Source organism: Sporomusa termitida (assembly GCF_007641255.1).
GTDB lineage: Bacteria > Bacillota > Negativicutes > Sporomusales > Sporomusaceae > Sporomusa > Sporomusa termitida.
On record NZ_CP036259.1, the window covers coordinates 2,003,049 to 2,028,505 of the forward strand.

Sequence of the window (25,457 nt, forward strand, 5' to 3'; positions counted from 1 at the left end):
ATGAGAGTGACCAGTTCGTGATAGGAGAGGTTTTGATGCCGAGTTATTGTATTATACCAGAAAATTGTCAGAGCTTTTTCCTGTTTGTCGACCAATTACCGGTTGATCCGGTAAGCCGGGAATTATTAAAAGCAGCGCAGGTAAATAAGGTTGAAATCAATCCTGCCACCGGGGCCTGGACGATAGATATAACTGTTGTCACAGGGATTTCAACGCAAATTCTGGATATTGCCGCAGCACATTTATGTCAGAAATGCGGCTTAAGCAAAGTCCTGTTTAATCAACAGGTTAAAGACCTAAGACAGTATTTAACGCAAAATTGGTCCCAGTTTGCCGGACAGGTTGTGCAGGGACAGCAGGCAGTAAAACCTTTATTGTTAAACGCTTCCTGGGTCCTTGATGAAGAAACACTGACAATCGAGACTGCCGGTGAACTGGCCACCGCCATCTTAACAGACCGCGGTATTGAACAGGCTGTTAAAGCCTTTATTTGGCAGGAGTTTGGCCGCCGGTGTGAAGTCCGGTTCATCAATTCAGTTTCAGAAGAGCCGGCCGCTCCGGGCGATGATGCATTCCTGACGCCGGAGTATAAAGAAGCCCTCAGTGAAGCTGCTGCACCCCAGGCTAAGGCTAAGGCCAATGATAATCCGGTTATATTTGGCCGCAATATCAGAGGGGCCGCCGATTCGCTGCAGCCGATCAGTGCTATCCAGGAAGAAGCGCGCAATGTTACCCTTACCGGCCAGGTTATTAACCACGAGCTAAAAGAATTAAAGTCAGGCCGGTTTTTACTTACCTTTGACCTTGTTGATCAAACCGACGGTATCAGTGGCAAGGTATTTTTTGATAACCAGGAGCAGTACAATAAAACAGCCGGTGTGATTAACAATGGCATGCAGGTCATTGTTAAAGGCATGGTTCAGTACGATAGATTTGCCAATGAACTGATATTATTTGCCGACAGTATGTGCAGAGTGGAAAAAAAGGCCGCCCGCCAGGATACTGCGCCTGTCCGCCGGGTTGAATTACATGCCCATACCCGTATGAGTGCCATGGATGCAGTTGTGTCAGCCAAAAACTTAATAAAGACAGCTGCCAGCTGGGGGCATCCGGCAGTTGCCATTACCGACCACGGGGTAGTACAGGCATTTCCCGAAGCCTATGAGGAAGCGAGCAATGCCGGTATTAAAGTCATTTATGGGATGGAAGGGTATTTGTTTGATGAGGATATCAACCAATCCCGGCATATTATCATTTTAGCGCAAAACAACATTGGTTTGCGCAACCTTTATCGGCTGGTGTCAATTTCACATCTCAGATACCTGCACCGTAAACCGCGTATACCCCGAAAAATCCTTGACGGCTATCGTGACGGCTTATTACTGGGCTCGGCCTGCGAAGCGGGGGAACTCATTCAGGCGATGATCAACGGGAGTAATGAAGAAGAATTAATCAGTATTGCCCGGTACTATGACTATCTTGAAATTCAACCAACCGCCAATAATGAATTCCTGCTGCGCAAAGGCAAAGTGGCTGATGAACAGGGGTTACGCGATATTAATATACGGATTTGCGGCCTTGGGCAAAAACTAGGCATGCCGGTTGTTGCCACTTGTGATGTCCATTTTCTAAACCCGGAAGACGAGATATATCGTCGTATCCTTATGGCCGGGCAGGGCTATGATGATGCTGATCAGCAGCCACCGCTTTTTTTCCGGACAACGGAGGAGATGCTGGCTGAATTCAGCTATCTCGGGCCTGACAAAGCGTATGAGGTGGTAATAGAAACCCCGCGGCAGATTAATGATCTGATTGAAGTGATTAAACCGATTCCGGAAGAGCTATACTCGCCGCAAATCCCCGGCGCTGAAGAAGAAATAAAAGACATGTCCTATAAAAAGGCCGAATTGCTGTATGGAACACCATTGCCGGAACTGGTGTCCGACCGTCTCAAATATGAACTGAATTCCATTATTAACAACGGGTTTGCAGTTTTATATCTAATTGCCCATAAACTTGTTAAAAAGTCGATGGACGACGGTTACCTGGTAGGTTCAAGAGGTTCGGTAGGGTCTTCTTTTGTCGCCACGATGACAGGGATAACGGAGGTTAATCCCCTGCCGCCGCATTGGCGCTGCCCGGCCTGTAAGTATAGTGAATTTATTACTGACGGCAGTTACGGCGGCGGCTTTGATCTGCCTGACAAGGATTGCCCGCACTGCCGGCTGCGAATGGAGAAAAACGGGCATGATATACCCTTTGCCGTGTTTATGGGTTTTCATGGCGACAAGGTCCCCGATATTGATCTCAACTTTTCCGGCGATTATCAGCCTGTGGCTCATAAATACACAGAAGAGTTATTTGGCCGCGACAATGTATTCCGGGCCGGGACAATTGCGACAATTGCTGAAAAAACAGCGTATGGATTTGTTAAGAATTATCTAAGCGAAAAAGGCTCTGCGGCCCGCAATGCCCACATAAACAGGCTGCTGGGCGGCTGCACCGGTGTTAAGCGGACCACCGGACAGCATCCGGGTGGTATTATGGTTATACCGCGCGATATGGATGTACATCATTTTACGCCCATTCAATATCCTGCAGACGACAAAAATTCAGCAACGATCACAACTCATTTTGATTATCACTCCATCAGCAGCCGGCTGGTTAAGCTTGATATTCTGGGGCATGACGACCCGACTGTAATTAAAATGCTGGAAGATTTGACCGGGATTGATGCCAAAACAATTCCTTTTGATGACGCGGTAACGATGAGCCTGTTTTCATCAACCAGGGCGCTAAAACTAACCCCTGATGACCTTAACAGCACGGTTGCCACCTTTGGCATACCTGAATTTGGCACTAAATTCGTCCGGCAAATGCTGGAAGACACCAAGCCCAAGACCTTTAGTGAACTAGTGCGGATCAGCGGTTTTTCCCATGGCACCGACGTATGGCTGAACAATGCGCAGGATCTGATTAGAAATGGTACGGCCAAACTGTCGGAAGCTATTTCAGCCCGGGATGATATTATGGTTTATCTTATCCATAGGGGCGTAGATCCTCAGGTTGCGTTCAAAGTTATGGAAAGTGTACGGAAAGGCAAGGGCGTGAAGTCTGACGATGTGGAGAAGCTGCGGGCGAAAAATGTGCCGGCGTGGTATGTTGAATCCTGTCAAAAGATAAAATACATGTTTCCCAAAGCCCATGCTGTCGCCTATGTCATGATGGCCTTTCGCATCGCGTATTGTAAAGTGCATCATCCGCTGGCCTTTTATGCCGCTTATTTCACGGTCAGGGCTAACGATTTTGATGCTGATCTGATTATCAGGGGGGAAAAGGCCCTGAAAGCTGAGCTGGTGATTCTGGAGGAAAAAGGGAATACACTCTCCGTGAAAGAGAAAAGCATCCAGACAATACTGGAGATGGCCCATGAAATGTACTTGCGCGGGTTCGTATTCCACCGTGTGGATTTATATAAATCGGATGCCACAAAATTCCAGATTGTTGATAACGGTCTTTTGCCGCCCCTTGGTTCATTACAGGGACTCGGTGAATCAGCCGCGCATAATATTGTAGCAGCCCGCCAAAATAAACCGTTTTCATCCATTGAAGATATCCGCTCACGCAGCCGGGTTTCAAAAACGGTTATTGATATTCTGAAAAACCACGGCTGCCTGGCCGGCCTTGATGATACTGATCAGATCATGCTTTTTGCCTGACTTAATAATTTGACTAAAGCCGGTTGTAAGATTACCATTTTAATGGTATAATAATTGCAGTATAAAAGTATTTGACTTCTTCAAGAGTGGGTACCGGGCACCCACTCTTTCATCTTATTCCGGCGTTAATGTTCTTACCATAATTAGGTATGAGGGGTTCGATATCAGGAAACAATACAAAATAAGAGACAGTCACGGCTGCTAGTACTTTCTCTTTCTTAAAACCGATGGAATAGTTTGCGTAGATTTTTTCGCAATGCAAGGCGGAGGAACCGCGCATATCGGACATATGTAAGGCGACGACAACGAAGCAGTGCGGGAAAAGATGCGCAAAATATCCTTGGTTTTGAGGAAGATGAAGTACTAAAGCCGTTAAGCGGAGGTGTTGACAAGGCATGTCGACAGAAAGAATAGAAGCAGTTGTGGAAAAGCTTGTTGCTGACATTATCGCCGAAAGTGATCTTGAACTGGTAGATGTCGAATACGTTAAAGAACGCGACTGGTATCTAAGGGTATTTTTAGATAAAGAGTCCGGCATTGAAATTGATGATTGCCAATGGGTTAGCGAACAGATTGAAAGTAAATTAGATGAGACCGATTTAATAAAAGATCATTATTATCTTGAAGTTTCTTCACCAGGTCTGGACCGTCCGCTCAAAAAAGAACGGGACTTCATCCGCCACGCTGGTGACAAAGTGGAAATAAAGACATATGAGCCCATCGCTGGTCAAAAGTTATTCACTGGTAATTTAATTGGTCTGGCAGACGGTAATATTCAGATTGAGGTTGACGGGCAGGCTATGAGTATTCCGCAAACTAAGGTTGCCCTCATCAGGCTGTATATTGAGTTTTAAGAACGAAAATTGAATAGGGGGAATAGTTAATGAATGCAGAATTTATGCAAGCATTTGAGCAATTAGGCAAAGAAAAAGGAATTGCACCTGAGATACTGTTTGATGCAATTGAGGCTGCCCTGATTTCAGCATATAAACGTAATTTTGGTTCGGCGCAAAATGTTCGCGTATCATTAGACCGGACCAGCGGTGAGATACATGTATATGCACGAAAAAATGTAATTCAGGAGGTTAGTGATGCCCGCCTTGAATTATCGCTGAGTGAAGCCAAGGCAATTGATCCGCGTTATGAACTGGACGATGTGGTCGAACTGGAAGTAACGCCGAAAAATTTCGGCCGGATTGCCGCGCAAACAGCCAAACAGGTGGTAGTGCAGAGAATCAGAGAAGCTGAACGGGGCATGATTTATGAAGAGTTTTCCAATCGGGAAAGCGATATTGTAACAGGGATTGTTCAGCGGCTGGAACAGAAGAATGTATTTATTGATCTGGGTAAAGCGGAAGCGATTTTAGCCCCATCTGAACAGATTCCGGATGAGATGTATAAACATGGCGACCGGCTGAAAAGTTACATTGTTGAGGTGAAAAAAACCACTAAAGGACCGCAAATCCTGGTATCCCGAACCCATCCGGGGCTTTTGAAGCGGTTGTTTGAACTGGAAGTTCCGGAGATTCACGATGGTATTGTCGAGATAAAGTCAGTAGCCCGTGAACCTGGCTTGCGTTCTAAAATTGCTGTTTATTCCCGTGATGAAGCCATTGATCCGGTCGGGTCCTGTGTGGGCCATAAGGGGATGCGGGTGCAAACGATTGTCAACGAGTTAAAAGGGGAAAAAATTGATATCGTCAAATGGAACGCCGATCCGGCAAAATATATAGCCAATGCCTTAAGCCCGGCCAAAGTAGTTTCCGTCGAAGTCCAGGAAACAGAAAAGATGTCACGGGTGGTCGTGCCTGACTACCAACTGTCACTGGCGATTGGCAAGGAAGGACAAAATGCCCGTCTGGCCGCTAAGCTTACCGGCTGGAAGATCGATATCAAGAGTGAATCACAGGCTGCCCAAGCGCCCGCATTCGCTTCAAGCCCCGTGCTGGAGGAATTGGTGTGAAACCCAAAAAAATTCCGCTCAGAATGTGTGTTGGCTGTCAGGAAATGAAAGCCAAGAAGGAACTGCTGAGAGTTGTCAGGTCGCCGGAAGGGGAGATTGTGCTTGATCCAACCGGAAAAAAAGCCGGCCGGGGTGCATATATGTGCCGGAGTCAACCGTGTTTGGCCAAAGCATTTAAGGAAAAAAGACTGGAAAGAGCGCTTAAGCAACAGATTTCTGCCGATGTTTATAATGCTCTCCGGGCTGGCATCATAGAATGAATGAACAAAAGCTTATGTCAATTTTGGGCTTGGCCCAAAAAGCAGGCAAAGTAGTTTCTGGTGATTTTGCCGTTCAGGGTGCTCTTAAATCAGGTAAAGCCAGGCTGCTGATTATTGCCGGCGATGCCTCGGCCAGTACAAAAAAAGAGTATCAATATCAGGCCCAATCCCGGAATATTGCTGTCTATTGCACTTTATCCAAAGAACAGCTAGGCAGTTCTATCGGTAAAGCATTACGGGCCGCTGTGGTAATAACCGATGAAGGTTTTGTAAAGTCAGTAGTCAAGACTCTCGAAGAGTAAACGTTATGTTGCCGTGGGAGAGAAAGAAAGTGGGGGTGGATCAATGTCCAAATACAGAGTATATGAATTAGCCAAGGAATATAATACGACCAGCAAAGTAATTATAGATATTTTAGGACGGCATAGTATAGTTGCCAAAAACCATATGAGTAGTGTGGATGACGATGCCAAGGTGGCAGTGGAAAGGACTTTTGCCCGGAAAACAGGAGTATCTGAACAGACACCGGCGCCTGTACGTGCCGTGCAGCCTGCCAGGAACGAACAAAAAAGTCCACAGCCTGCAAAAGAGGTACATACAAATGGTCCGGAGCCACAGAACCGTCCGGGTTATAATAACCAGCAGCCGCAGCCGAACCGCGCCAATTACAATAATCAGCAACGCCAGCCGAACCGTCCGGGCTATAACAATAATCAGCCGCAGCAAAACCGTCCGGGCTATAACAATAACCAGCCGCAGCAAAACCGTCCGGGCTATAACAATAATCAGCCGCAGCAAAACCGTCCGGGCTACAACAATAATCAGCCGCAGCAAAACCGTCCGGGGTACAACAATAATCAGCCGCAGCAAAACCGTCCGGGCTATAACAATAATCAGCCGCAGCAAAACCGTCCGGGCTACAACAATAATCAGCCGCAGCAAAACCGTCCGGGCTATAACAATAATCAGCCGCAGCAAAACCGTCCGGGGTATAACAATAATCAGCCGCAGCAAAACCGTCCGGGCTATAACAATAATCAGCCGCAGCAAAACCGTCCGGGCTACAATAATAATCAGCCGCAGCAAAACCGGCCTGGTACTAACAGTAACCAGCCGCAGCCGAACCGGCCAAACTACAGCAATAACCAGCAGCGGCCCGGCGCAGGGTCTGAGAACAGGCCGGGACAACCAAATTCGCAATTTCAGAACAATAACCGCCGGGCCGCCAATTCCCGGAATACCGGTAGTTCGGGCCCGGGTAAACGTCCCAGCCAAAACAGGCATCAGTCTGCCAGAAATCAGGCAGCACCCCATGTTAAAGCTGAGATGCCAAAACCTAAGAGCATTAAAATCGGGGAATCGATTACCGTTAAAGACCTTGCCGGTAAAATGGGACGCGAAGCCGGGGAAATAATCAAAAAACTGATGATGCTGGGGACAATGGTTAACATCAATCAGGAAGTTGATTTTGATACTGCCAGTATTTTAGGCGGTGAATTTGGGGTGGCAGTAGAGGCAATTCCACCGGAAGAAGATCCGACAGAAATTCCTGAGATTGAAGATGATGAGCAAGACCTGGTCTACCGGCCGCCGGTTGTTACTGTTATGGGGCATGTTGACCATGGCAAAACTTCACTCCTGGACTCTATCAGGCAGACTCATGTTACTTCGCAGGAAGCAGGCGGCATAACCCAGCATATCGGTGCTTATCAGGTAATGTGCCAGGGGAAGAAAATTGTCTTTTTGGATACCCCGGGGCATGAAGCTTTTACGGCCATGCGTGCTCGCGGTGCCCAGGTGACTGATATTGCCATATTGGTCGTAGCTGCGGATGACGGTGTTATGCCGCAGACGATTGAAGCGATCAATCACGCTAAATCGGCCAAAGTACCAATTATTGTTGCCATTAATAAAATGGACCGCCCGGGTGCCAATCCGGACCGGGTTAAACAACAGTTAGCCGAACATCAGTTAATACCTGAAGACTGGGGCGGCGATACGATTATGGCGCCAGTGTCTGCTCATCAGAAAACGGGTATTAACGAACTGCTGGAAATGATCTTATTAGTGGCGGAGATGCTGGATCTTAAAGCAAACCCCAATCGTCTTGCTTATGGTACAATTGTTGAAGCCAAACTGGATAAAGGCCGGGGCCCGGTATCCACAGTCCTGGTGCAAAAAGGCACGCTGCGCATTGGTGATACAATTATTGCCGGTACAGCCTATGGTAAGGTGCGGGCGATGGTAAATGACCGGGGCGAAAAAGTGAAAAAGGCTGAACCTTCTACCCCGGTGGAAGTACTTGGCTTGGCTGATGTCCCGCAGGCCGGCGACACACTGGTAGCTGTAGATGAACGGACCGCCCGGGTTATTGCCGAAAAGCGCATTGCCAAAAAACGTACTGAGGAAATCAAGCAGTCACAAAAGGTTTCTTTAGATGATTTATTTAAACAGATTCAGGAAGGCAGCCTTAAGGATCTTAACATCGTTGTTAAGGCCGATGTTCAGGGCTCGATCGAGGCTCTCCGCCAGTCGCTGCTCAACATTAAAAACAAAGAAGTCAGGGTCAATATTGTTCACGCCGGCGTCGGGGCTATCAACGAATCCGATGTCATGCTGGCGGCGGCATCCAATGCGCTGATTGTTGGCTTTAACGTCCGCCCTGACGGCAATGCCCGCAAGGCTGCGGATAATGAAAAAATAGACATTCGGCTCTACCGGGTTATTTATGATGCAATTAATGACGTGGAAGCGGCAATTACAGGCATGCTGGCGCCCGAGTTCAAGGAAGTCACGTTGGGCCGGGCCGAGGTACGTCAGGTAATCTCTGTTCCTAAAGCGGTTGTTGCCGGCTCCTATGTACTTGAAGGGAAAATAACCAGTAACTCCCAGGTGCGGCTTATCCGGAACGGAATTGTTGTTCATGAAGGCAAGCTGGAGTCGCTGCGGCGTTTCAAAGATGATGTTAAAGAGGTTGCCCAGAATTTTGAATGCGGCATAACGATTGAAAAGTTCCGCGATGTCAAAGAAGGCGACATCATTGAAGCCTTTGCCATGGAAGAAGTTGCCCCTAAGGGATAAGTGTATTATGTAGCGGAGGAATTATTATGGGACAATTGCGGGTAGAAAAGGTTCAGGAATTTATCAAGCAGGAAATCAGTAAGCTGATTCTGACTGAACTTAAAGACCCTCGGATTGGTTTCGTAACTGTAACCAGAGTGGAAGCCACTGGCGATTTACGCAGTGCCAAGGTATATGTCAGCCTTATGGGCAGCGATGATCAAAAAGCAGAGACCTGGACCGGACTTACGAAATCATTAGGCTATATGCGGGCTGAAATAGGGAAACGTATTCGCATGAGATTTGCTCCCGAATTATCGTTGCACCTTGATGAAACACTGGAATATAGTGCGCGAATTCAGGAACTTATTTTAAAAATTAAGCAGGAAGAAGGCAATCAATAACAGTGGAAGTATCTATTGCACACAGTGCTGAGCTGTTACACCGGGCCAATCATATTATACTAACGGCTCATATTCATCCTGATGGCGATGCTTTGGGATCACTGCTGGCGCTGAATGCCTACCTTTCAGCCCAGGGCAAACAGGTCAGGATGCTGCTTGATGATGAAGTCCCCCGCACCTTTAAATTCCTAGCTGACTGGGAAAAAATAGAAAAACCCGACAGTTCCGAAATTGAAGCCGATCTGTTGGTCGTGCTTGATGCCAGCGACTTAGAGCGGGTGGGTAAAGTCCGGAATGCGGTAAAAGCCCCGATATTAAACCTGGACCATCATATCTCTAACCTGAAGTTTGCCGATTACTGGTATGTGGATAGCCAGGCTGCCGCTACCGGCGAAATAATCTTCAAAATACTTAACGCAGTGCAGGCGACGGTTACAGCCGATATGGCGACCGCGTTGTTTACGGCCATCGCGACTGACTGCGGTTTCTTCCGGTTTGCCAATACCTCCACCGAAACGCTGAGATTCGCTTCTGAGCTGGTGGCCCTGGGGGCTAAGCCTCATATTATTTCTGAATATCTGGATACGAAGCCGCTGGCTGTTATCGCGGCCTTGCCTAAAGTGCTGGAAACCCTGGAGATAGTAGACTGTGGTCAGGGCAGACAGATTGCGGCCCTGACACTAAGGCAGGAAATATTGGCTGATCTTAGAGAAGATACGGAGGGCTTCATTAACTATCCCCGCAATATTGAGGGGGTCGAAATTGCCGTCATGTTTAAGGAGACCGATAATAGTGTGCGAGTAAGCCTGCGCTCCAAAACGGTTGACGTCAGCAAGATTGCCCTGGGCTTTGGCGGCGGCGGCCATGCCCGGGCAGCCGGCTGCACTGTTGCCGAACCGCTTAGCAAGGCCAAGCGGCTGATCATGGAGGCTGCAAAAAAACAGTTAGCTAAAGGCGTGAGCATCAAATGATGCAAAGTGGTTTAATTAATGTCCTTAAACCGCCAGGCATGACATCCCATGATGTGGTTGCCTATATTCGGCGATTATATGGATTAAAACGTGTCGGCCATGCCGGGACGTTGGACCCGGCGGCGGCCGGGGTTTTACCGGTATTTGTCGGTAACGCCACCAGGCTTGTTGAATATTTGGCTGATGCTGATAAAAGTTATCGGGCTGAGCTCACTTTTGGTTTTGAAACAGACACCGGCGATGATACCGGACAGATTATTCAGAGCCGTCCGTACAACCGGCCGCAGTTGAGTCAAATTGAGGCAGCGTTAGCTTCATTTATTGGTGTATCTGAGCAAATTCCGCCTATGTACTCAGCGGTCAAAATCGCTGGGAAAAAGTTATATGAACTGGCCCGTGCCGGCCAGGTTGTGGAACGAAAAGCGCGTACAATTGTCATCGAGAAGCTTGTGCTTGTAACCGAAGCGGAATCTGGCCTTGTTTTTGATGTAAAATGTTCCAAGGGCACTTATATCCGTACACTGTGTGCTGATATTGCCCGCCGACTAGACTGCCTGGCGGTCATGAGTTTTTTGGTCAGGACGCGGGTAGGCAGTTTCTGCTTGGAACAATCATTAACACTGGAAGAGATTACCGCGAATAAGGAACAGGCGCTGCAAGCTGCCGATACTGCTCTTACTCATATACCGGCTGTTATCTTGTCAGAGCAGGAAGCACAGGCAGTAAAGAACGGCCGTTCCATCTGCTGCCGGCAAAGCGGTGCTGATTTAGTAAGAATGTATGACCGCCAGCAGAATTTCCTTGGCATTGGCCGGGAAACAGGTCAGAGTGAAGAGCGGACAATGTTGATTCCAGTGAAAATTTTAAGTCCGGACCGATAATGGCGGCCCAACACCGGGTTGACGTTTTCGCTCAAGTCCGCCACGAGCAGCAATGAGGAGAAACAGATCAGTATGAAAGTTTTTACCCGGATAGAAAACATACGTCATCAGGCGCCTGTTTTTATCGCCTTAGGAACTTTTGACGGTATTCATATTGGCCATCAGGCTATCATCACGCGCGCTGTTAACCAGGCGAAAGAGAGAGGCTGCGCCAGCGCGGTATTCACCTTTAGCAATCATCCGCTGATTGTGATCGATCCTGATCGTTGTCCGCCGCTGATTGTGACAAATCAGGAGAAGATTGATCTTATTGCCGGTTTAGGTGTGGACATGTTGTTTAATGTTCCCTTCACCGCCGAATTTTTGCGGCTAAGCCCGCTCCAGTTCCTGGATAAGCTGGCCAGCAGCATGCGCCTCAGGCACGTTACCGTCGGCGCAAACTTCACCTATGGCCACCGCGGGGCAGGAACACCAGCCCTGCTGAAAAAATTTGGTACAAGACATGGCTTTACTGTCGATGTGGTAGGCATGGTCGATGTGGACGGGGTTATTGTCAGCAGTACGATCATCAGACAGCTGGTTGCAGACGGGGCGGTTAAGCAGGCAGCAAGTTTACTGGGACGGCGAGTGAGTATAACCGGCCGGACTATTGAGGGGGATAAGCGGGGCCGGAAGTTGGGTTTTCCCACGGCCAATCTGGCGATTCCCCAAGGCCTGTTAGTACCTGCCGACGGGGTTTATGCTGTTTATGTACAGGACGAACAGGGGATGAAATTCAACGGGGTTGCCAATATTGGCAATAATCCTACTTTTACCAGGCAAACCCGGCGCATAGAGGTACATATTCTAAATTTTGACCGTATTATTTATGGGCAGCAGTTAAAAATACATTTTATCGACAGGATCAGAGACGAGATTGCTTTTAATGGTGTTGATCAACTCAAACAGCAAATGACGGCAGATGTTGAATTTGCTCAAAAAAAATATTTTATCCTGTGACTATCCTGCCGATGGCGTTAAAACCCACCTACCGCTAAGTTTTCTTTATAATCAAAAACAAGGTTTACAGGCTATAATTTTTATGGTAAAATAATCTTTAGTGATTTAATCACTGTTCTTAACCATAGCGAGGATAATCGAGTCTCCGGCGATGTCTTGGCTAATGGGGCTAGTAAGCAAAAGGAGGTGAACCATCGTGTTGACACCGGAAAACAAACAAAAGCTGATTGAAAAATACCGGGTACATGTAAATGATACCGGATCGCCAGAAGTGCAGATTGCAATCCTTACTGAACGGATCAATTATCTGACTGAACATTTGCGCGAACACAAAAAAGACCATCATTCCCGGCGTGGTTTATTGAAAATGGTAGGTCAGCGCAGAGGTCTCTTGAACTATCTGCGTGAAAGTGAGATTGAGCGTTACCGGACCATTCTCCAAAAGCTTAATTTAAGAAAATAATCAAAAAAAGCGGATTATCCGCTTTTTTTTGTTACCTGCCGGCAGTACCGCTTTTTTTATTTTTTTCCAGGTTAAAGAAAAATAAAAAAGGGAATAATAAGAAAAATGTCGAACAATTAATCTTTGCTAAAAGAAAAGGGGTTTATCAGAGGAGGAAAATAAAATATGGAAAAATTCCAATTGGAATTAGGCGGCCGGACCCTGATCATCGAATCAGGGAAGATGGCTAAGCAAGCAAGTGGTGCTGTGCTGGTGCGCTATGGCGACACTGCCGTACTGGTAGCTGCCACCCAATCGGCTGAACCGCGGCAAGGTATTGACTTTTTTCCCTTAACAGTTGATTATGAAGAGCGTTTGTATTCAGTGGGGAAAATTCCTGGTGGTTTTATTAAACGGGAAGGTCGCCCGAGTGAAGCGGCTATTTTAGCTGGTCGTTTAATTGACCGGCCTATTCGGCCGCTGTTTGCCGATGGCCTGCGCAATGATGTTCATGTAGTAGCTACAGTAATGTCGGTAGATCAGGATAATCCTCCCGATATTGCCGCCATGATTGGTGCATCCTGCGCCCTGGGTGTTTCTGATATAGTTTTTAACGGACCGATTGGCGGTGTACGGGTTGGGTTATTAGACAACAAGTTTATTCTGAACCCTACAGTAGCGCAGCAGGAGCTGAGTGACCTTAATTTAGTTGTTGCCGGCACCAAGGAGGCTATTCTGATGGTTGAAGCAGGCGCCAGGGAACTATCGGAAGAGACAATGCTTGAGGCTATTTTATTTGGTCATGCCGCAATTAAAGAAATTGTTGCTTTTCAGGAAGCTATTATTGCCAAAATTGGCAAACCCAAAAAAGAGAAACCCCTGTATGAAGTTCCGGCTGAAATTGATGCAGCTATGCGGGAATATGTGACAGCTGACTTAAAAACAGCGGTAGCTAATAAAGACAAGCTCCAGCGGGAAGAGAATATTAAACAGGTTAAAACTGACACGGTTGCCCATTTCCTTGCCCTTTATCCTGAGAAGGATAAAGATATTAACTATATGTTTCAAAAGATACTCAAAGAGATTGTCCGGAAAATGATTACCGTCGATAAGATTCGTCCTGACGGCCGCCAGATTGAAGAGGTACGACCGATTACCTGTGAGGTTGGACTGTTGGCCCGTACGCATGGCTCCGGCTTGTTTACCCGCGGACAAACTCAGGTTTTTACAATTACCACGCTCGGTGCCATTGGCGACGAGCAGATTCTTGACGGCCTTGGCGTTGAGGAATCCAAACGCTATATGCACCATTATAACTTTCCCTCATTTAGTGTAGGCGAGACCAGGCCGTCACGTGGTCCGGGGCGCCGTGAAATCGGCCATGGCGCCTTGGCTGAACGGGCACTGTTGCCTGTCATTCCTTCTGAGATTGAGTTTCCCTATACGATCCGGCTGGTATCGGAAGTCATAGAATCCAATGGTTCAACCTCGATGGGCAGTGTTTGCGGCAGCACCTTATCGCTTATGGATGCAGGGGTTCCAATTAAATCGCCGGTGTCCGGGGTTGCTATGGGGTTAGTCAAAGAGGGTGATCACCATACCATCCTGACAGATATTCAAGGCATGGAAGATGCGCTGGGCGATATGGACTTTAAGGTTGCGGGCACTGCTCAGGGTGTGACAGCGATGCAGATGGATATGAAAATATCCGGTATTACCAAAGAGATTTTTGTAGATGCACTGGCCCAGGCCAAACGAGGCCGTCAGCATATCATGGGTAAAATGCTTGAGGTCATCAGCGAGCCCCGCACAGAATTGTCACCTTTTGCCCCCCGCATCATAACCATGGAGATTGACCCCGATAAAATCCGGGATGTCATTGGACCAGGCGGGAAAACGATTAAGAAGATTATTGAAGAAACCGGTGTTACGATTGATATTGAGGATGACGGCAAAGTATTTATCGCTGCTGTTGATGTTGCTGCCGGCCAGAAAGCAGTACATATCATTGAAACGCTGGTCCGGAGTGTGGAAGTGGGTACTACCTACACCGGCAAGGTTACCCGATTAATGAATTTTGGGGCCTTTGTTGAGATCCTTCCCGGCAAAGAGGGGCTTGTTCACATCTCACAGCTGGCCCGTGAACGGGTGGCCAAAGTTGAGGATGTTGTCAAAGTAGGCGATGAAATAACGGTTAAAGTAACTGAAATTGACCGGCAGGGCCGTATTAACCTATCCCGGAAAGAACTGTTAAAAGCAGAACCGCGGGAAGCTGCTCCGCAAGGAACAGCTCAGTAATCGTACACAAACGGGGACTTGGCACAAGCCAAGTCTTTTTTACCCCCTTCTGAATTTATAAAATTCAATACTGATGCCTAATGGATAAGAAAATTCTTTACCCTAAAGGGCACAGACGGCTGCTACCGGCGCCCTGAAGGACTTGGCATAAGGCCAAGTTTTTCTTGTTTTGAGAGAAAGTATAACTTTCTCTGGATAAGGGCAACATCGGCTTAACGCTTTCACCAAAGGCGCGGCGCAAGCCGTGTTTTCTTTATTTTGCTCATAAATTCCTGCCAACGTTAATACACTGTACTATGCTCAACTAGGTGTGGCAGGGAGTTGATGGTATGCAGTGTAAGATAGTACTGGTAGGAAAAATTCGCTATTGGTATGTGTATTTTGCTGTTGGTGTCTTTATGACTGTGGCGATGTTATCAGGCAATCTCCAGCCGCTGGTAGCTACCAACGAGCTCCCGGCAGTGCCGCCGCCTGTTTTTCAGGGTAATTCGTCTCAGCCCCGGGTTGCCTTTGCCTGCAATGTGTTCTGGGGGGAGGAGTATCTGCCGGCTATGCTTAAAACCTTTGATGAAAATAATATCCATATTACTTTCTTTATCGGCGGCAGCTGGGCCAACAGATATCCTCAGGTCCTTAAAGACATTGCCAATAAAGGGCATGAACTGGGGAACCATACCTACAGCCACCCTCATCCCAACAATTTGAGCAAAGAAAAAAATAAAGAACAGATTATAAAGGCTGAAGAGCTTGTCAGCAGTATTACAGGCCTAAAAACCAACCTGTATGCTCCGCCCTATGGTGAATATAATAATACCGTGCTGCAGGCCGCCCAGGAGCTGAATTATACTACTATCATGTGGAGTATTGACACCGTTGACTGGAAACGGCCGCCACCTGATATTCTGCAAGAACGGGTATTGAAAAAACTGCATAATGGCGCTATTATCCTCATGCATCCAACAGCGCCTACCGCTCAGGCTTTACCCGGTCTTATCAGTGAGATTAAAAAACGTGGATATACGATTACTACGGTAACTGATATATTAAAATAACAGAAATAGGCAGGATAAAACCTGCTTTTTTTATTGCTTAAATAGGATAAATGTGATAGTATATGTTTACATAAAAAGATAACATGAGGTTATCATGTTCATCTGCTGGAATGGAGGCTGATCTATGAGCAAGCTCAAAAAAATGATATCCTGGCTGGTCATGATGGTGTTCATGCTAACCGTCATGGTACCTGTTACGCCGGCATACGCTTTTTCAATAGCTGATCTGTTAGGACAAGCCAATGGTTCCAGTGAAGCAAGCGCTGCCGCTGGCGGAAGTACAGGCAAAGGTATGGTGGATATTTTACTGGGACTGCTTATGGGCAGGTTTCTGGGCAATACCTTAAGCACGCCGGCCGGGGATACCGGCCAGGGCAGTTCTGCCAGTGGCTCAGTCAATGCTGCGCCGAAAGAACTGGTCGGTTTTTATGCCGAATGGTGGGGTGCAGATACTTCTTCTTACAACTCGATGATGAAAAATGCTGATGTAATTAACACGATTGCCCCCTTCTGGGCAACTTTGCAGGCTGACGGCACGGTAACTGACCGGGGCGGCAATGATCATGCGTCTGTGGTTAAAAGTGCCGGTCAGAACGATATAGCAGTATTGCTGCTGGTAAATAACGCTAAACAGGCGGGCAACACCGTGCCCATTCATACGGTGTTGTCAAATCCTGAGCTCAGGACTAAAGCCATTCAAAATTTTGAGGCTTATATTAAGAAATATGACCTGGATGGTATCAATATTGACTTTGAAATGGTGCCGGCCGCCGACCGGGACAACCTGACTGCGTTCATGCGTGAGCTTTATACCCGCCTGAAACCGCAGGGGTATATTGTGTCAATTGACGTTTTCCCGAAACAGGATGAAAACAATGATGTGGCAGTTGCTTATGATTATGCGGCGCTTAGCAAGTATGCCGATAAAATTATGATTATGACTTATGACAATCACGGGGTCTGGAGTGGGCCGGGACCCATTGCCGATATCCGCTGGGTGGAAAAAAGTTTAAACTATGCACTGAAGTTTATTCCCAAGGACAAGCTGTTTCTTGGCATTGCCGCTTACGGGTATGACTGGTCAGCCCAAGGCACTCAGTCTTTAGAGCATAAGGCGATCATGGACCTGGCTAAGCAGCATGGCCAAGAGGTGCAATGGGATGACACTTCCAAATCTCCGTATTTTAGCTATACCGCAGCTGATGGCACTGCGCATACAGTCTGGTTTGAGAACAGTGAGAGTTTGAAATATAAACTGGCGCTGCTCACCAAGTATGATATTGCCGGTGCTGCCATGTGGAAACTTGGCGAGGAGGACCCGGCTGTCTGGCCGGTACTGCGGGACAAGTTCCGCAATTAGTAAAAATATCGATGCAGGAGGTATGCTGTGTATAGCAAAAAAATATTAACACTTATATTGCTTTTTGTTTTGGTTATTAATGTGGCGGGACCGGTACAAGTCGGTCATGCCGCCGCTTTAGATAATATAATTGGTGCTTTGGCATCTTCCAGTGTCCCGGCAACCGACGGAGGCGGGAGCAATGTGTTTGACAAGCTGTTTAGCTTATTGTTCGATAAAATACTTGGTCCGATTTTTAATATCTTTGGTGGTGATAAGACAACCACTTCGCCGAATAATCCGGTAAAAGTAACGCCACTGCCAGCTGGCGGCGGCAATACCGGCAGTGGCGGCCTGCGGGGAAAAACTATTGTTGTTGACCCCGGCCACGGCGGCGGCAATCCCGGGGCTGTGGCTAATGGCACCAGGGAAACTGATAATAACCTGGCAGTCAGCTTAAAACTGCGGGACAAGCTGCTCAGCGCCGGCGCCAACGTAGTAATGACCAGGGAAACTGACCGTTCAGTAGCGTCTGCCGGCAGTTCATTAGGTCAGGAGCTGGCGGCCCGGGTAAATATTGCTCAAGCCAAGAATGCCGATATGTTTATCAGCGTTCACTCCAACTCCAATCCTAATCCCGCCATTTTCGGTGCTATGACATTCTATCCGGCCGGCAAGTCGTCCAAACTGGCGCAGACAGTACAGGATAATATCATTAGAGAAACCGGTGCTGTGGACAAAGGCACCTCCTCGGCAACTTTCTATGTTCTGCGCAATACGACAATGCCCAGCATTTTAGTGGAGATGGGTTTTGTTAGTAATGCCGGGGAAGCCCGTAAGCTGCAGGAGGATAGCTACCGGAATCAAATGGCCCAGGGTATTTTTAACGGAGCGGTCCAATACTTCAATAATTAAACCGCTTACACTTATTAAACAGAGACAAACGTTAATTCGAAATCTCTGTTTTTTTCTTCGGCAATATTAGGTATAATAGGGAGTATAATTATCGCGGCAAGTTATTTTTAGCTGGCAAGCTTACTGTATTGATGGCCTCTCTATTTGCGTATGAAAAGGAGATTTTAATGTATCAAAAGTCAGTATTACCTAATGGGATTCGTGTAGTTTCCGAAACAATTCCGTATGTTAAATCAGTAACAATGGGGGTATGGATTGGCACAGGCTCAAGATGGGAAGAAGAATATAATCATGGGATTTCCCATTTTATTGAGCACCTGATGTTTAAAGGTACGGCCAGACGCTCGGCCAAAGACATCGCTGAAACGGTTGATGCCGTCGGCGGTCAGCTTAATGCTTTTACAGCGAAGGAATATACCTGTTATTACTTAAAAGTCCTCGATTCCCAGGCGGATTTAGCGATGGATGTTCTCAGTGATATGCTGTTGGCATCGAAGTTTGCCGAAGATGATATTGACCGGGAACGCCAGGTAGTACTTGAAGAGGTGCACATGTATGAGGATTCACCAGATGAACTGGTGCATGATATTCATCTTGGCACCACTTGGACCGGGCACCCTCTGGGCCGGAATATTCTCGGTACCACCGATTCCATCGGCCGGTTCAGCCGTAAGCTGGTAACCGAGTATTACCAGGACTTTTATACCGCCGACAACGTTGTTATTGCCGCCTCAGGCAATGTGACCCATGCTGAATTGGTGAATTTGGCAACACGTTACTTTGCCATTATGGCCGGGACCAAGAGAAATCCGGTCATAACGGCACCGGTGCTCACACCGGCCAGAACGGTGATCAGCAAAGATATTGAACAGGTGCATATCTGCTTAGGTACAGTGAGCGTCCCTCAGAATCATCCGGAAATTTATCCGGTGTATATCATGAATAATATTTTGGGCGGCGGCATCAGTTCCCGGTTATTCCAGGCGATCCGGGAAGAGCGCGGGCTGGCTTACTCGGTATACTCTTATCAGAATAACTATAAGGATGCCGGGTTGCTGACCATTTATGCCGGGACCCGTCCCAGCAATGTTAATGAGGTATTAGCGCTTATCATGGCTAACCTGAACGCAATGAAGCAGCAGGGCATCAGCCGGCAGGAACTGACAAAGTCAAAAGAACAGATAAAAGGGAATCTGCTGCTGGGCCTGGAAAGCTCAAGCAGCCGGATGTCACGCATTGGTAAGATGGAGATTACCTTAGGGAAATATGTTGCGCTGGAAGAGGTTGTTAATAAAATAGATAAAGTATCATTGCAAGATATTAACCAAATGATTGAGCATATGTTTACAACCGAAAATCTGTGCTTTACTGCCCTTGGACCTGTTGAGGCCAAGGATATCAATGCAAATATCAGTTTTTAAAGGGGGGGATAGTATGGTTAGAGGCTTTGAAATAGTTAGTCAGTATCTGGACAGCGGCATCAGCCTGCCTGTTCGTAAAACGGCAGCAAGTGCCGGCTATGATATGGCCGCCGCCCAGGACAGAACATTGTTGCCGGGCAAGGTTACCTTAGTGCCTACAGGTCTCAAAGCCTATATGGCGGGCGATGAATATCTGGGTATTCATATCCGTTCCGGGCTGGCCGTAAAACAGGGCTTAAGCCTGATTAACGGCCAGGGAATTATCGATGCCGATTACTACAATAATCCGGCTAATGAGGGGCATATCATGATCGCCGTTTTTAACCATAGCGACCAGCCGGTGTTGATCACAAAAGGGACCCGGCTGGCGCAGGGAATTTTCTATAAATATTTACTTGCTGATCATGACTGTCCGGGCGGAGACCGGCTGGGCGGTTTGGGCAGCACCGGCTGAAAAACTTCAAGGAGTTTTCCTTGTCCTACCAGAATTGCGAGGCTGAAAGTCCTTATAAAATAAGGGGACCAAGGTCAATGCCCAGCTTGAGCAGAGACGGTGCCCCCGCACCCCCGGTAACCCCCCGGCCCTTTGCCGGAAAAAGCGTTCCGTAGGAGAAAAGCCGGGCGGTATTCCGTTAAGAAATCCGCACTGTTTGAGCGCGTAGCGAGTTTGCGGATTTTAGGAATATCGCCCGGCTTTTCAGCTTTTGGAGGCTCTGGGCCAAGACTTTTTGCTTACTTTTGTGGCAATGACAAAAGTAAGGCACTGCCCTTGCATTCCAGATCAACTGACGTGTGCAAAGCCAAAGGACCGCGATAGCGGTTTTTCTTAATTTTTTTCATATTCTCTTGTAAGCTGCATATACATTGGTAGAAGCAGCTTAAGGGGTGGTTCTTTGTATACGTGGGCAATTTTAGTAGTGATTATCCTGGCTATTATGTGGTCAATCTGGCTGCGGGTCTGCCACTGCCGCCTGGCATTAGACAACCTGCCGCAGGTTGAGCCGCGGCCATCGCCGTTTTCCATTGCTGTGCAGGAATTGGTAGCTACTGCCGGCGGTGTTTATCTGTCGATGGTTATGATTGTTTCCTTTTTAAAACTTGAAATGCCGGAACGGATTACAGTAAGCATATTGTCTTTTGACCCACTGGCAATGACGGCGATTGGGATAGCAGTGATTCAGCCGGCTATTAGTAAATTATTTCAAAAGAAGTAGGTGGCTAGATGCGAATCAGTGAAATGACGGGTAAAGAAGTGATAAATTTAGGCGATGGTACCCGTTTGGGTACGATTAGTGAATGTGACCTGGCTTTTGACAGTCGTACCGGCGCAATCAGCGGCTTGATACTGCCAAAGCATAAAACCGTTTTTCAGTTTTTAAGCGATAATCAAATCACAACAATTCCCTGGCATGCGATCAGGCGTATTGGCGACGAGGTTGTTATTGTTGATCTAAATAATGCCTATGATCGTATGTATTCAAGATTTGACCGGGAATAAAAAATCCAGTGCTGGTTAAACCTAACAGTAGGCTGAATATCAGACTATTGTTAGGAGGTTTTACAATGACGACAACCAGTAATAACAATCAGGACAATACGGTGAATCAGACAATGGCGCAAACTGAAGGTCAGGCAGGCAACGCCTTGGTTAATAACTATTCCAATGCCCAGCCTCAGGCAGCAAGTGCAAGTACTGCGTCTAATACTCAACAGGCAACCATGCAATCCGGTGGACAAGGCATTAAAAGCGTAATTGGCGTATTTAATTCCCGCGCTGATGCGGAAAAAGGTGTTAGTGCCCTGAGAGCCCAGGGGTTTACAACAGAAGAAATCAATATTGTTTCCAAAGACAAAAAAAGCAAGCAAAACCAGCAGGGGAGCGAATATTTTGAGGATGATATTACCGACGGGGCGCTGACGGGCGGGACTTTAGGCGGTATTGGCGGCTTGCTGTTAGGTGCAGGTGCGCTGGCTATTCCCGGTGTGGGACCAATCCTGGCAGCCGGCCCGATTGCCGCGGCCTTAAGCGGCGCTGTCGCCGGCGGTATTGCCGGTGGTTTGATTGACTGGGGCATTCCGGCCGAAGCGGGCAAACGCTATGAGCAGCAGGTTGCCCAAGGCGGAATTCTCGCCATCATCCGCTCTGACGCGGCTAAGGTTAATCAGGCGGCTCAGATCCTCCGCCAAAACGGGGCTAAGGATGTGGAAACCCACGCCTTAAAATAATCAGACTGGTTCTCTGTTGTCTGAAAGGAGTGCAGCTTTCAATATTTATTGACAATACTGGAACCTTTATTATAAAATGTGTATAAAATGAATAAGCAACATCCTGTACAGGATGAAGTAGAGGTGCGGGAGTTAAGAGTACTTTCAGTAAGAGTGGCATCATTGACCTGAAAGGAAAGGGGCGACCGCCGAAGTAAGATAGACTGCCGGGTCTACTTATTGGTCTTATATCAAACAGGTTTAAGACTGTCACCATTACTTGGTGGAGTGCTATCTCATCTGATTAGGGAGGATATATTATATTTTCCTATTGTCAGAAAACGTTGCCATATGGCAGCCGGCGAGAAGCGCTCACCGGCTGCTTTTCTTATTAACAGGAGGTGGATAGCGCTTGATTAGGGTAATGGTTTGTGGCGCTTACGGTAAAATGGGCCGGGAGGTCCTGCGGGCCGTATATCAGGATGAGCACTTGCGTTTAGTGGGGGCAGTGGATATACATTCTGATTTTGCCGATGCGGGGGAGCTCATGGGGGCCGGCAAGACCGGGGTGACTGTCGGCAAGGACCTGGCAACAGTTATTAGTGAAACGAATCCCCAGGTAATGGTGGATTTTACCAACCCCCAATCGGTCATGAACAATATCAGAGTCGCAATAAAACACGGGGTATGTCCTGTCGTCGGCACTACCGGCCTGGCGGCGGCTGATTTAGATGAGGCCCGCCGGCTGTGTGCGGCAGCCAAGGTTAATGCAATTATTGCCCCTAATTTTGCCATTGGCGCTATTTTGATGATGAAATTATCGCAGCAGGCAGCAAAATACCTGCCCCATGTTGAGATCATTGAAAGGCATCATGACCAGAAACTGGATGCTCCTTCCGGTACGGCCCTTAAAACTGCTGAACTTATTACCAAGGTCAGGGGGGAACTGCGCCAGGGTCATCCGGCGGAGATCGAAAAGCTGACAGGAGCCCGGGGCGGCGATCTGGCCGGGATCAGGCTGCATAGTGTCCGCCTGCCGGGCTATGTGGCGCATCAGGAGGTTATTTTCGGCGGCCTGGGTCAAACGCTCACGATTCGTCATGACTCAATATCACGGGAGTCATTTATGCCGGGTGTGATACTGGCCTGTAAAAAAGTGCTTACTGTTGACGGGCTGACTTATGGCCTTGAGGATATAGTGGGGTAAAGGTGCGCATGATAACGCCAAACATATGGGGGAGTTGTTGAAATGAAAAAATATAATGTAGCAATTTTAGGAGCAACAGGGGCTGTTGGCCAGGAATTTCTGAAGCTGATCGAAGAGCGGAATTTTCCGTTTAATGAATTAAAGCTGCTGGCCTCGGAGCGCTCGGCCGGCAAGGTCATTCATTTTATGGGCAAGGATTACATAGTTGAAGCAGCTAAGCCCGAGTCTTTTAAAGATGTGCAAATTGCCCTGTTTGCCGGTGGTTCGACCAGCAAGGCCTTAGCACCGGCGGCAGTCAAACACGGTGCCGTTGTTATTGATAACTCCAGTGCCTTCCGGATGGACCCGGAAGTCCCGCTGGTAGTGCCTGAGGTTAATCCTGAGGCGATCAGGCAGCATAAAGGCATTATTGCTAATCCAAACTGTTCCACAATTATTATGGTAATGGCGCTGAAGCCAATCTATAATGCTGTCAAAATCAAGCGCATAGTTGTTTCCACCTATCAGGCCGTTTCCGGGGCCGGCAAAGAAGCCATCGACGAACTGACAAATCAGGTAACCGCACTTTTGGCGGACCGGCCGGTTGAGGCCAATATTCTGCCCGGTGCCAGCCTGCCTAAGCACTACCAGATTGCCTTTAACCTGCTGCCGCAGATTGACGTATTTGTCGATGACGATTACACCAAAGAAGAAATGAAAATGGTCCATGAAACCCATAAAATTTTGAATGACTATACCATCGGCATCACGGCTACGACGGTACGGGTGCCGGTATACCGCAGTCATGCGGAATCAGTGAACATAGAGCTTGACGGACCGCTGTCGCCTAAAGAAGCTAAACAATTACTGGCCGGTTTCCCCGGGGTGATAGTCCAGGATGATCCGGCAGAAATGGTATATCCGATGCCTTTATACACTTCAGATAAAAATGAAGTGTTTGTGGGCCGGATCCGGGCCGACAAAACTGTGCCTCACGGATTAAATATGTGGGTAGTAGGCGATCAAATCCGAAAAGGTGCGGCCTTAAACGCTGTGCAGATTGCTGAGTACATGGCTGAGCATAATTTAATTTGAGGTGTAAAAAAATGCGGATAATCGTCCAGAAGTTCGGGGGGACATCGGTTGCGTCACCCGAAGTACGGGAACTGGTTTTGCATAAAGTTAAGCGCGCCCGCGAGCAAGGCTTCAGTCCGGTGGTAGTCGTATCGGCCATGGGACGCAAGGGTGCCCCCTATGCAACAGACACCTTGATCGGCATTGCTCAATCAGCCTTTAAACAGATTGCGGCCCGTGAGCTTGATCAGATTATGTACTGCGGCGAGATGATTTCAGCGGTCGTCATGGCTGGAACCCTGCAGGCCGCCGGCCTGGAGGCCGTTATGCTGACAGGCGGGAATGCAGGTATTGTGACTGATGCAAACTTTAATAATGCCAGGATTCTAAAAAGTGATCCGGCCCGTATCATTTGCCTCTTGCGGCAGGGTAAAGTTCCTGTTGTCTGCGGTTTTCAGGGCATGACCAATGAAGGCGAATTTACCACCCTGGGGCGGGGCGGCAGTGACACGACCGCTTCCGTTCTGGGCGCAGCGCTCAATGCCGAGCTTGTGGAAATATATACAGATGTTGACGGCATTATGACGGCCGACCCGAGAATTGTTGATAATGCCAGGATTCTTGACTGTATAAGCTATGCCGAGGTATGTCAGCTGGCCCATCAGGGGGCTAAGGTCATTCATCCCCGGGCGGTGGAGATTGCTATGCAGAAGAATATCCCGCTTGTGGTAAAATCGACTTTTTCTGATGCACCGGGTACGTTAATTACCAATATTGCCAAAGAGGATATCAGTAATGCGGTTGTGATCGACCGGGTGGCAACAGGAGTAACCTATCTGACGAATCTGGTTCAGATAAAGGTGCAGCTAGCGGGAACGACGGCCAGTGATGCCAGTTACAAAGTATTTAAAACGCTTGCTGACAGTGATATCAGTGTTGATCTGATTAACGTCCATCCCGGACAAATTATGTTTACCATTAATGCCGACCATACGGATAAGGCGGCAGAGAAACTGAAACAGCAAGGCTATCAGATTGAAGTCCTGGCGAACTGTGCCAAAGTATCGGTAGTTGGCGGCGGCATGCGTGAGGTTCCCGGTGTGATGGCAAATTTTATCGAAGCATTATCAAATAACACAATCGCTATTCTTCAGACCGTAGACTCTCATACCTCCATCTCGGCACTTGTCCCGCAAAATGATGTTGGTGCGGCGGTTAAATCACTTCATGAGAAGTTTGGTTTATCAAATTAAGAAGGAGAGAGTTTG

Annotated in this window: 24 protein-coding genes, 1 pseudogene and 1 riboswitch; of the genes and pseudogenes, 24 read left to right on the forward strand and 1 reads right to left on the reverse strand. The window is 47.8% G+C overall.

The genetic code is table 11. The annotated features are described in order from the left end of the window. Nucleotides 1–35: 35 nt before the first annotated feature. From SPTER_RS09195 to SPTER_RS25890, 6 genes and pseudogenes are all read left to right on the forward strand, one after another. Nucleotides 36–3,719, forward strand: coding sequence for a PolC-type DNA polymerase III (locus SPTER_RS09195; protein ID WP_144350134.1), 3,684 nt, complete (start codon nt 36–38; stop codon nt 3,717–3,719). Nucleotides 3,720–4,114: 395 nt separating this feature from the next. Continuing rightward, complete coding sequence (locus tag SPTER_RS09200; RefSeq protein ID WP_144350135.1) at nt 4,115–4,573, forward strand: ribosome maturation factor RimP; 459 nt, start codon at nt 4,115–4,117, stop codon at nt 4,571–4,573. A gap of 29 nt (nt 4,574–4,602) precedes the next feature. Next, nucleotides 4,603–5,682 (forward strand): transcription termination factor NusA, encoded by a 1,080-nt coding sequence (nusA, locus tag SPTER_RS09205; RefSeq protein WP_144350136.1) that lies wholly within the window; start codon nt 4,603–4,605, stop codon nt 5,680–5,682. Nucleotides 5,683–5,705: 23 nt separating this feature from the next. Continuing rightward, a complete protein-coding gene (rnpM, locus tag SPTER_RS09210; protein ID WP_144352829.1) occupies nt 5,706–5,942 on the forward strand; it encodes an RNase P modulator RnpM in 237 nt (78 codons plus the stop codon). After that, nucleotides 5,939–6,244 (forward strand): L7Ae/L30e/S12e/Gadd45 family ribosomal protein, encoded by a 306-nt coding sequence (locus SPTER_RS09215; protein ID WP_144350137.1) that lies wholly within the window; start codon nt 5,939–5,941, stop codon nt 6,242–6,244. The genes rnpM and SPTER_RS09215 overlap by 4 nt, the downstream gene beginning before the upstream one ends. A 43-nt stretch (nt 6,245–6,287) precedes the next feature. Then, a pseudogene (locus tag SPTER_RS25890) lies at nt 6,288–6,356 on the forward strand (translation initiation factor IF-2 N-terminal domain-containing protein); the annotation flags it as partial. On the opposite strand, the gene SPTER_RS25295 reads toward SPTER_RS25890, so the two are convergent. Next, a complete protein-coding gene (locus SPTER_RS25295) occupies nt 6,357–7,226 on the reverse strand; it encodes a hypothetical protein (RefSeq protein WP_246105543.1) in 870 nt (289 codons plus the stop codon). It abuts the pseudogene before it with no gap. A gap of 42 nt (nt 7,227–7,268) precedes the next feature. On the opposite strand from SPTER_RS25295, the gene infB reads away from it, so the two are divergent. The 18 genes from infB (at nt 7,269) to dapG (ending at nt 25,442) form a co-directional block, all read left to right on the forward strand. Next, nucleotides 7,269–9,023, forward strand: coding sequence for a translation initiation factor IF-2 (gene infB, locus SPTER_RS25300; protein WP_281289512.1), 1,755 nt, complete (start codon nt 7,269–7,271; stop codon nt 9,021–9,023). Between the two features lie 26 nt (nt 9,024–9,049). Beyond that, nucleotides 9,050–9,406 carry a 30S ribosome-binding factor RbfA gene (gene rbfA / locus SPTER_RS09225; RefSeq protein WP_144350139.1) on the forward strand — a complete coding sequence of 119 codons (357 nt, stop codon included), beginning with the start codon at nt 9,050–9,052 and terminating at the stop codon, nt 9,404–9,406. A 2-nt stretch (nt 9,407–9,408) separates the two neighbouring features. Continuing rightward, complete coding sequence (locus SPTER_RS09230; RefSeq protein ID WP_144350140.1) at nt 9,409–10,377, forward strand: DHH family phosphoesterase; 969 nt, start codon at nt 9,409–9,411, stop codon at nt 10,375–10,377. Then, nucleotides 10,374–11,258 carry a tRNA pseudouridine(55) synthase TruB gene (gene truB / locus SPTER_RS09235; RefSeq protein ID WP_246105544.1) on the forward strand — a complete coding sequence of 295 codons (885 nt, stop codon included), beginning with the start codon at nt 10,374–10,376 and terminating at the stop codon, nt 11,256–11,258. The genes SPTER_RS09230 and truB overlap by 4 nt, the downstream gene beginning before the upstream one ends. 72 nt (nt 11,259–11,330) lie before the next feature. Continuing rightward, entirely contained in the window at nt 11,331–12,257 is a 927-nt protein-coding gene (locus SPTER_RS09240) for a bifunctional riboflavin kinase/FAD synthetase (RefSeq protein ID WP_144350141.1), read from the forward strand. Nucleotides 12,258–12,453: 196 nt separating this feature from the next. Beyond that, nucleotides 12,454–12,720 carry a 30S ribosomal protein S15 gene (gene rpsO / locus SPTER_RS09245; protein ID WP_144350142.1) on the forward strand — a complete coding sequence of 89 codons (267 nt, stop codon included), beginning with the start codon at nt 12,454–12,456 and terminating at the stop codon, nt 12,718–12,720. A 165-nt stretch (nt 12,721–12,885) separates the two neighbouring features. Continuing rightward, nucleotides 12,886–14,997: a polyribonucleotide nucleotidyltransferase gene (locus SPTER_RS09250; protein ID WP_144350143.1), complete on the forward strand. Its 2,112-nt coding sequence runs from the start codon at nt 12,886–12,888 to the stop codon at nt 14,995–14,997. A 329-nt stretch (nt 14,998–15,326) separates the two neighbouring features. Then, entirely contained in the window at nt 15,327–16,049 is a 723-nt protein-coding gene (locus SPTER_RS09255) for a polysaccharide deacetylase family protein (protein ID WP_144350144.1), read from the forward strand. Between the two features lie 124 nt (nt 16,050–16,173). Further along, complete coding sequence (locus SPTER_RS09260; protein WP_144350145.1) at nt 16,174–17,409, forward strand: glycosyl hydrolase family 18 protein; 1,236 nt, start codon at nt 16,174–16,176, stop codon at nt 17,407–17,409. A 27-nt stretch (nt 17,410–17,436) separates the two neighbouring features. After that, nucleotides 17,437–18,303 carry an N-acetylmuramoyl-L-alanine amidase family protein gene (locus SPTER_RS09265; protein WP_144350146.1) on the forward strand — a complete coding sequence of 289 codons (867 nt, stop codon included), beginning with the start codon at nt 17,437–17,439 and terminating at the stop codon, nt 18,301–18,303. A 167-nt stretch (nt 18,304–18,470) separates the two neighbouring features. Next, entirely contained in the window at nt 18,471–19,724 is a 1,254-nt protein-coding gene (locus SPTER_RS09270; protein ID WP_144350147.1) for a M16 family metallopeptidase, read from the forward strand. A 13-nt stretch (nt 19,725–19,737) separates the two neighbouring features. After that, a complete protein-coding gene (locus SPTER_RS09275; RefSeq protein ID WP_144350148.1) occupies nt 19,738–20,178 on the forward strand; it encodes a dCTP deaminase/dUTPase family protein in 441 nt (146 codons plus the stop codon). Between the two features lie 439 nt (nt 20,179–20,617). Continuing rightward, nucleotides 20,618–20,938, forward strand: a complete 321-nt coding sequence (locus SPTER_RS09280; RefSeq protein WP_144350149.1) for a hypothetical protein — start codon at nt 20,618–20,620, stop codon at nt 20,936–20,938. Between the two features lie 8 nt (nt 20,939–20,946). Further along, nucleotides 20,947–21,222, forward strand: a complete 276-nt coding sequence (locus SPTER_RS09285; protein ID WP_144350150.1) for a YlmC/YmxH family sporulation protein — start codon at nt 20,947–20,949, stop codon at nt 21,220–21,222. 65 nt (nt 21,223–21,287) lie between these two features. After that, on the forward strand, nt 21,288–21,950 hold the full coding sequence (locus SPTER_RS09290) for a general stress protein (RefSeq protein ID WP_246105545.1): 663 nt from the start codon (nt 21,288–21,290) through the stop codon (nt 21,948–21,950). A gap of 110 nt (nt 21,951–22,060) precedes the next feature. Further along, a riboswitch (Lysine riboswitch) is annotated at nt 22,061–22,231 on the forward strand. A 110-nt stretch (nt 22,232–22,341) separates the two neighbouring features. Further along, entirely contained in the window at nt 22,342–23,136 is a 795-nt protein-coding gene (gene dapB, locus SPTER_RS09295) for a 4-hydroxy-tetrahydrodipicolinate reductase (RefSeq protein ID WP_144350151.1), read from the forward strand. A gap of 42 nt (nt 23,137–23,178) precedes the next feature. Further along, on the forward strand, nt 23,179–24,210 hold the full coding sequence (locus SPTER_RS09300; RefSeq protein WP_144350152.1) for an aspartate-semialdehyde dehydrogenase: 1,032 nt from the start codon (nt 23,179–23,181) through the stop codon (nt 24,208–24,210). A gap of 11 nt (nt 24,211–24,221) precedes the next feature. Next, the gene (dapG, locus tag SPTER_RS09305; protein ID WP_144350153.1) at nt 24,222–25,442 is read left to right on the forward strand and encodes an aspartate kinase; all 1,221 of its coding nucleotides are present in this window, start codon (nt 24,222–24,224) and stop codon (nt 25,440–25,442) included. Nucleotides 25,443–25,457 lie beyond the last annotated feature (15 nt).

Coding starts and splice junctions, on each gene's coding strand:
- SPTER_RS09195 (WP_144350134.1), top strand. CDS start 36: ATGCCGAGTTATTGTATTATACCAGAAAATTGTCAGAGCTTTTTCCTG.
- SPTER_RS09200 (WP_144350135.1), top strand. CDS start 4,115: ATGTCGACAGAAAGAATAGAAGCAGTTGTGGAAAAGCTTGTTGCTGAC.
- nusA (WP_144350136.1), top strand. CDS start 4,603: ATGAATGCAGAATTTATGCAAGCATTTGAGCAATTAGGCAAAGAAAAA.
- rnpM (WP_144352829.1), top strand. CDS start 5,706: ATGTGTGTTGGCTGTCAGGAAATGAAAGCCAAGAAGGAACTGCTGAGA.
- SPTER_RS09215 (WP_144350137.1), top strand. CDS start 5,939: ATGAATGAACAAAAGCTTATGTCAATTTTGGGCTTGGCCCAAAAAGCA.
- SPTER_RS25295 (WP_246105543.1), bottom strand. CDS start 7,226: ATGCCTGTTTTGGCTGGGACGTTTACCCGGGCCCGAACTACCGGTATT.
- infB (WP_281289512.1), top strand. CDS start 7,269: ATGCCAAAACCTAAGAGCATTAAAATCGGGGAATCGATTACCGTTAAA.
- rbfA (WP_144350139.1), top strand. CDS start 9,050: ATGGGACAATTGCGGGTAGAAAAGGTTCAGGAATTTATCAAGCAGGAA.
- truB (WP_246105544.1), top strand. CDS start 10,374: ATGATGCAAAGTGGTTTAATTAATGTCCTTAAACCGCCAGGCATGACA.
- SPTER_RS09240 (WP_144350141.1), top strand. CDS start 11,331: ATGAAAGTTTTTACCCGGATAGAAAACATACGTCATCAGGCGCCTGTT.
- SPTER_RS09250 (WP_144350143.1), top strand. CDS start 12,886: ATGGAAAAATTCCAATTGGAATTAGGCGGCCGGACCCTGATCATCGAA.
- SPTER_RS09255 (WP_144350144.1), top strand. CDS start 15,327: ATGCAGTGTAAGATAGTACTGGTAGGAAAAATTCGCTATTGGTATGTG.
- SPTER_RS09260 (WP_144350145.1), top strand. CDS start 16,174: ATGAGCAAGCTCAAAAAAATGATATCCTGGCTGGTCATGATGGTGTTC.
- SPTER_RS09270 (WP_144350147.1), top strand. CDS start 18,471: ATGTATCAAAAGTCAGTATTACCTAATGGGATTCGTGTAGTTTCCGAA.
- SPTER_RS09275 (WP_144350148.1), top strand. CDS start 19,738: ATGGTTAGAGGCTTTGAAATAGTTAGTCAGTATCTGGACAGCGGCATC.
- SPTER_RS09285 (WP_144350150.1), top strand. CDS start 20,947: ATGCGAATCAGTGAAATGACGGGTAAAGAAGTGATAAATTTAGGCGAT.
- SPTER_RS09290 (WP_246105545.1), top strand. CDS start 21,288: ATGACGACAACCAGTAATAACAATCAGGACAATACGGTGAATCAGACA.
- SPTER_RS09300 (WP_144350152.1), top strand. CDS start 23,179: ATGAAAAAATATAATGTAGCAATTTTAGGAGCAACAGGGGCTGTTGGC.
- dapG (WP_144350153.1), top strand. CDS start 24,222: ATGCGGATAATCGTCCAGAAGTTCGGGGGGACATCGGTTGCGTCACCC.